Origin of the sequence: Pseudolactococcus chungangensis CAU 28 = DSM 22330, from assembly GCF_002441885.1 — a bacterium.
Lineage (GTDB): Bacteria > Bacillota > Bacilli > Lactobacillales > Streptococcaceae > Pseudolactococcus > Pseudolactococcus chungangensis.
On the sequence record NZ_JXJT01000046.1, the window covers coordinates 1 to 6,108 of the forward strand.

7 protein-coding genes are annotated in these 6,108 nt (G+C 32.1%); all 7 read right to left on the minus strand.

Features of this window, described 5'->3' with window-relative positions:
- Positions 1–321 precede the first annotated feature (321 nt).
- On the minus strand, positions 322–933 hold the full coding sequence (locus RR45_RS10580; RefSeq protein ID WP_072353599.1) for a hypothetical protein: 612 nt from the start codon (positions 931–933) through the stop codon (positions 322–324).
- 194 nt (positions 934–1,127) lie between these two features.
- The gene (locus tag RR45_RS10585) at positions 1,128–1,334 is read right to left on the minus strand and encodes a hypothetical protein (RefSeq protein ID WP_031365999.1); all 207 of its coding nucleotides are present in this window, start codon (positions 1,332–1,334) and stop codon (positions 1,128–1,130) included.
- A 718-nt stretch (positions 1,335–2,052) separates the two neighbouring features.
- Positions 2,053–3,336: an FAD-binding oxidoreductase gene (locus RR45_RS10590; RefSeq protein WP_031366000.1), complete on the minus strand. Its 1,284-nt coding sequence runs from the start codon at positions 3,334–3,336 to the stop codon at positions 2,053–2,055.
- Entirely contained in the window at positions 3,336–4,100 is a 765-nt protein-coding gene (locus tag RR45_RS10595; RefSeq protein ID WP_031366001.1) for an FAD:protein FMN transferase, read from the minus strand. The genes RR45_RS10590 and RR45_RS10595 overlap by 1 nt, the downstream gene beginning before the upstream one ends.
- Positions 4,097–4,606 carry an FMN-binding protein gene (locus RR45_RS10600; RefSeq protein ID WP_031366002.1) on the minus strand — a complete coding sequence of 170 codons (510 nt, stop codon included), beginning with the start codon at positions 4,604–4,606 and terminating at the stop codon, positions 4,097–4,099. The genes RR45_RS10595 and RR45_RS10600 overlap by 4 nt, the downstream gene beginning before the upstream one ends.
- 632 nt (positions 4,607–5,238) lie before the next feature.
- A complete protein-coding gene (locus RR45_RS10605; RefSeq protein WP_031366003.1) occupies positions 5,239–5,532 on the minus strand; it encodes a hypothetical protein in 294 nt (97 codons plus the stop codon).
- A gap of 7 nt (positions 5,533–5,539) precedes the next feature.
- A complete protein-coding gene (locus RR45_RS10610; protein ID WP_031366004.1) occupies positions 5,540–5,722 on the minus strand; it encodes a hypothetical protein in 183 nt (60 codons plus the stop codon).
- Between the last annotated feature and the right edge of the window lie 386 nt (positions 5,723–6,108).

Genomic DNA, 6,108 nt, shown 5'->3' on the forward strand with positions numbered 1-6,108 from the left:
ATTTTTCTAACTTAATTTTACAATTCGCGTTATTAAAAATAAAAAAATTATCAATAATCTTTGACTAGTAAATTCCTGTCTTTTGCAATATATTTGAATACAAAATAAAGTCCACCAGTTTTTTCTTGCTGATAGACTTTATTTTTTATTCAACTAATGATTTTTGATTGCTTGGTTAGTTTTTTGGTTAGTTTTATTCTTTTTACAAATATTAAGGACTCTCATCTCTTTAGTTATATCAATTAATCTCAATTAAAACTCTATAGTTCTATTATACCGTAAACAACCACCTGATATACACTTTCCTTTTAAAGTTATTTATCAGTGTGCATCCATAGTTTCTAATACGAGATAATTACTGTTTTGAACAAGCAAGCTATAACTAGGCATTTGAGGATAGCTAGCGTTCCCATCATATTCTACAATTTGTGTTTCATTAGGTGTTTTTTTTGTGAATTTAGTATAACTGCCACCCGCACCGCTCTCATTCGACCAATGTAAAAGGATTGTTGACCCGTTATTTTCAGTTAAAGACCAGTTTTTTACGTTATAATTTTTCCATTCAATTTTTTTTGATACTTCATTCTGAGTATTTTTGTATACCTTTTCCCAAAAAAGAATTGCTTCGTCCATTGATTCCCATTTTAATTCTTGTTGATTTTGAGAAGATTCAGAGCTTGGTGTAGCTTCTTGCTGATTTTTGGAAATATCTGAACTGTCTTTTACTGATTCTTGATGCTCTTGAGAAACTTCCGAACTGTTTTCGTTTTTCTTTGCTTTACTTTCTTCTTGAGAAGATGATGAACTGGTACTGCTTTGTTTGCTTGTTTTTTCTTGAACGTTTGATTTTTTTCGTTCATCGTTCGAAATTTTTTCACAGGCAGACAAACCTACTAGTAATACAATCGGTATAATAAACAAATATTTTTTCATATAATCCACCTTAATTATTATAGTACCTTATATAAATAATTCTAGTACTATTTATTTCAACTTTCAACTAATACTATGAAACAGATTATGTCTATGAGTAACACTCTTTGAATACAAAATAAAGTCCACCAGTTTTTTATTGCTGATAGACTGTATTTTTTATTCAACTAATGATTTTAGTGTTATTAGTTTGGCTATTTTAATTTTTTATAATAAACGGTAAATTCATTTTCTCCGTCTACTTTAGATAATGTATGAATAATGTACAAATTGCCATTTTTTTTAATGCTATATGAAGCTTTATTCAAAACACCCTCTGAATTGTTTGCCTTAATTGTTCTTTTTACATAATCTCTAGTATCATAGTTTAATTCAGTATCATCTTTAGTCGTGACTGCCATTAGTAAGCTATTTATATCTTTTTTTTCAATTATCGTGTATTTACTTTTAAAATATAAAGTTCCTAATAGTAAAGAAATAAAGATACAGAAAACAATGAATATAGACTTACTTGATTTTAACGTAATCAACCTCTATTTCTGATCCTTTTAAGCATCAATATCTAAGCATAATGTTAAGACATTGATAAACATATATATCAGTAAAAATACTAATATCCAACTCTCCTTTATATCACTTTTAATATATGGAAATTGATACAATTAAATTATACAATTTATTTAAAACGTTTTCAACAATAAAAATGTAATTAATTGACTAGAGAATTACTGCTTCTTAGTAGGAATTGTCTTAGGTTTGACATCTGCAACACCAGACAATATATAATTAGAAATTTCCCACATTAAAACATATGACATTTTATACGAAATAGATTATTTTTATGAATAACACTCTTTGAACACAAAATAAAGTCCACCAGTTTTTTCTTACTGATAGACTTTATTTTGTATTCAACTAATGATTTTTAATTGCTTGGTTAGTTTCCAACTTTAAAACGTAAAAAATATCATAAAACCCTTGAAAGAAGGAATTTGAATATATTTGTTTAGTATCTTTCCATTTTATACCCTTCTACTCCCAAATATACCTCTACTATTATATATACCATGTTCTCAAAAAATTAAAAACCTTGTAGACTTATTTCTACAAGGCCAAAACTTACCAACTGAATTCTTCGTAATAAATATGTGAAACTGGCACGCCTGCTTTTTCTAAAATTTTCTTCCAATGGCGACCCATGTTTGCTGGTCCACCTAAAAGAACGACAAAGTTGGACATATCTTTTGGTAAGATAGACAGAATTTGCTCATTTTGAAAACGTCCTTCTTGACAATAAGCTTGGAAATTCTGTCGATTTTGCCATTGAGCAATTCGATCTTGATAGATGAAAGGTGTCCCTTTTGTAACAGTATAAAAGAAGCGTGTTTCAATGTTTTCATTCCCATCAACAACCGATAAGAGAGGGACAATCCCAATACCACCACCTATAATGAGAAGTTGTTTAGCTTTATTATCCTTAATTACAGATTGATACATACCAAAACCGCCATCCACAGCAATATCAGTCGGTGCTGAGACATTCCTCAAACCACGTGTGAAATCTCCATCACCACGAATGACTAATTTGACCAACTTATCTGAGCCAACTGCATTAGCTATTGAAAAAGGGTGAGGTTCTCCCATTCCTTTGATGTTTGGGAATGAGATAAAAACATAGTCCCCCGGAGCTAACCGAAGAGAACGTTTCTTTGGTAATCGAATAGTTAATTCACGGATATTCGGAGCAATTTCTTGATTGCTAATCAACTTCCCTTTATACCCCTTAGAGTCATCCTTGAGTTTTGCCCAAGCATAGCTAGCGGTTACAAACATACTAGCTGCATAAAATAGAATCATGAATGAAAGGTTAGCCCGTACGTAATCAATCAATTGAACATGGATGAAAACTAAAATAGTTGCTATAACATTGAGACGGTGTAGCCAAACAGAAAGTTCATGTTTGAAGAGTTTCTCTAGATTTTTTTTGATAACTTCTAGAATGCTTATCCGGCTAGTCAACCACCCCGCCATAAAAACAAGCGAATAAATAGCAAGTGCTACAAACAAATAAAAGGCATAATCTCCGGTCAATTTAATCAACCCTGCTGATGGACTACCTTCTTTATGAAGAAAGGCTAAAATAATGGCCACTAAACTTAGAATCCCGTGAATCATGTAAGCCATTGGTAAACCAATCAGCCGATCGATCCATTTGGGTTTTGTTCCAATATAAATAGCCAAAAGCATCCAAACATAAGCGATAACACCAAACATAAAAGCTGGTGCTTGACTGGCATAAAGAGCTGGTAGGCCCTGACCAAAGGTGTAGATAAATGGGAGAGGTAGAACGAAGACAGAAATCAACCATGCCATCCCAATCTTATATTTATATCCTGAAAACATTAATGTATTTCTCCTTGCTCAAAATAATGAATGCCTTGATCTGTAACATAAAGGCCTGTCAACTGATGTTTTGTAATCAAATAATGTAATTTTTCCTGATTTGCCACTAATCCTGCTGTCGCATAAATATCTGCAAGTCCTAATCCTTGTCCAATAATTGTCACCTGTTTAATGTTACTATTTTCTAAAGCTTGGATGTGTTTCCCACGTTTACTGTAACCTGATGTAGCAACCGCACCTGTTTTTATGTTAAGTCGTGCACAAATTTGGCTCACATTATCTGGATGTTCAATGCCGATTCTCCAACTAAAGTCACTACTATCTTTGGTTGCTAACTGCATATCTCCACCACCGTTTAAGCAAAGTGCCTGAACGGTCTGCTTTTGAAAGAGAGGAAGCAGGATCTCTCGAAAAATCTTTTCAACTGCCCAACCTTTTACATAACCTGTGGGATCATATACACCTTTGTAGTATGGATCAAAAAGATGATCCGTTTGATAGTAAGCCTGATGGACTGTTGCATAGATACTCTGAAATTCTGGATCTATCAAGATGTCTTTTTCCCCCATCTGATAGCGACAAACAAGCGAAGTGGGTAGAAAAGCAGAGTAGGACCGCTCAATACGATTCAATTCTGCTTGGATTTTTGGTAAAAGACTAGTCATCAAGAAGTTGCCTTCATCTCGCTCAGTCACTACTAAAGTAACTGTGAAAGGAATGGTCATAGCCGAGATGACTCGACTAACTTTGACTGGGGCACTCATGATGCTGCCTCAGATTGAGTAATAGAATCTTGAAGAGAACCAGTGAAGCCTTTGTATGTTTCTGTTGCACCAGAAATCTGATCAATATTGGAACTTTGAGCGGTTAAAGCTTCTTCTTTATAAGTAGGAAGAGCATTCTCATTAATTTGAATTGATTTTTTTTCGGTATCTGGATAACTCAAAACATCAACATTAGTGATTTTCCCAGAGGAAATGGTGATTTGTACCTGAACAGGCCCCCACTCCGTTTGAGTTGAAGCTCCTGTATAGGTTCCATCTGCCATGCTAGAAGCACTTTTTGTATCTTGTGTACTTGATGAACTAGCAGTGCTACCTGAGCCTACAGCTCCCTCTGAATCATTCTTATTGGTCGTAGAAGATGCTGAATTAACAGTTGATGCTGTCGTTGGTTGTTTTGAATTTTTAAAAAAAATTAGATAACCGTCAATGACGGCAATAAGAGCAACTATAGCTAAAAGAATCCGTCTGATAAGTTTCTTAATCATGAGAATCACCTCGTTTATTATATTTTCTCAATTCTAAACATTATAGCTTAAATGTTCCTTAATTACAATTAATTAAATCTACTATTCTTTACTTTAGTTAACTAATTATAGATAAAAAGGAAAAGAAATCAAGTACGAATACCTGACTTCAAAAGTTTATGTTTTGATGTAGACATCAAAAATAGTGCACTATATAACTCAAAATCAATTACCAAAAACAGGACAAAAACAATATACGACAATAGACATAATCATTTTAAGTGTGCTATGCTTGATTGTAAGTATCAACATCACTGTATTAAAAAATAATTTATAATATCTAGAACATCATACTTTAAATAAAAAATAAAGTCCATCATTTTTTCATGCCGATAGACTTTATTTTTTATTCAACTAATGATTTTTGATTGCTTGGTTAGCTTTTTGGTTAGTTTTGTAAATCTTGATGTTTTAAATACCTTTAAAACCTTTGTTTAAAAGAATTTTTAAAATAATTTTATGAATACTGATATATTCTTTTTTTATCTCTATTTCCAATAATATGAGTTGCATCTACTATTCTAATGCCAAAATTCCCATTTTCATTTTGACTCTCCTCTTGATTATACTTTATTTTTTAAAACATTGAAGTTTTACCACAAATAGCCCAGGCCAGCTCCTATTATTAGGGCAACTATAGCTGCAACAAAATATGATTGAAAATTCATTTTTTCTGTTCTATTTTTCACCCCCCAACCTTCATAGAACCTTTCAAAATTAAAAATTAAAATACCCGCCCAAAAAAGCAGTAATACTGAGTAAATTATGCAAATTATTTTATAAATAATTGAGGCATCATTCATGACATTTTTATCTTTTAACATGATACTAAAAAACCCAACAATTATACTAGTTATCAATGTAAAATTTATCTTACTTTTTTTCATGATTTCCTCACATATAATTATATAATTCATTTGCAGTTTGGGAATTATTATAATAGCTTTTAATAGCTATTACCAAGGTCACTGCACCAATAGTTGGAGAAGCTCCTGTTATGAATGATATTATTCCTAAAGCACCATCTCCAAGCCAATTTGCTACCGGTATGAATTGAATCGCTATATATACTGCCATAAATAATCCACATCTTTCGAATTCCGCCTCTTTAGGACACGATATATCGTGTTAATTATAATTACTATTATTAGTAAAATCAATATTATAGATGTATCCATTAATCATCCCTCAACTCACTTGGTTATCTTACCTTTATTATACCGTAAACAACCACCTAATAATACACTTTCCTTTTAAAGCTATTTATCAGTGTGCATCCATAGTTTCTAATACGAGATAATTACTGTTTTGAACAAGCAAGCTATAACTAGGCATTTGAGGATAGCTAGCGTTCCCATCATATTCTACAATTTGTGTTTCATTAGGTGTTTTTTTCGTGAATTTAGTATAACTGCCACCTGCACCGCCTTCATTATATAAATAATTCTAGTACTATTTATTTC

Bases quoted from the DNA above. Each gene is read 5' to 3' on its own strand.
- RR45_RS10585 (WP_031365999.1), bottom strand. From the start codon at position 1,334: ATGGCAGTCACGACTAAAGATGATACTGAATTAAACTATGATACTAGA.
- RR45_RS10605 (WP_031366003.1), bottom strand. From the start codon at position 5,532: ATGAAAAAAAGTAAGATAAATTTTACATTGATAACTAGTATAATTGTT.
- RR45_RS10590 (WP_031366000.1), bottom strand. From the start codon at position 3,336: ATGTTTTCAGGATATAAATATAAGATTGGGATGGCATGGTTGATTTCT.
- RR45_RS10600 (WP_031366002.1), bottom strand. From the start codon at position 4,606: ATGATTAAGAAACTTATCAGACGGATTCTTTTAGCTATAGTTGCTCTT.
- RR45_RS10595 (WP_031366001.1), bottom strand. From the start codon at position 4,100: ATGAGTGCCCCAGTCAAAGTTAGTCGAGTCATCTCGGCTATGACCATT.
- RR45_RS10610 (WP_031366004.1), bottom strand. From the start codon at position 5,722: ATGGCAGTATATATAGCGATTCAATTCATACCGGTAGCAAATTGGCTT.
- RR45_RS10580 (WP_072353599.1), bottom strand. From the start codon at position 933: ATGAAAAAATATTTGTTTATTATACCGATTGTATTACTAGTAGGTTTG.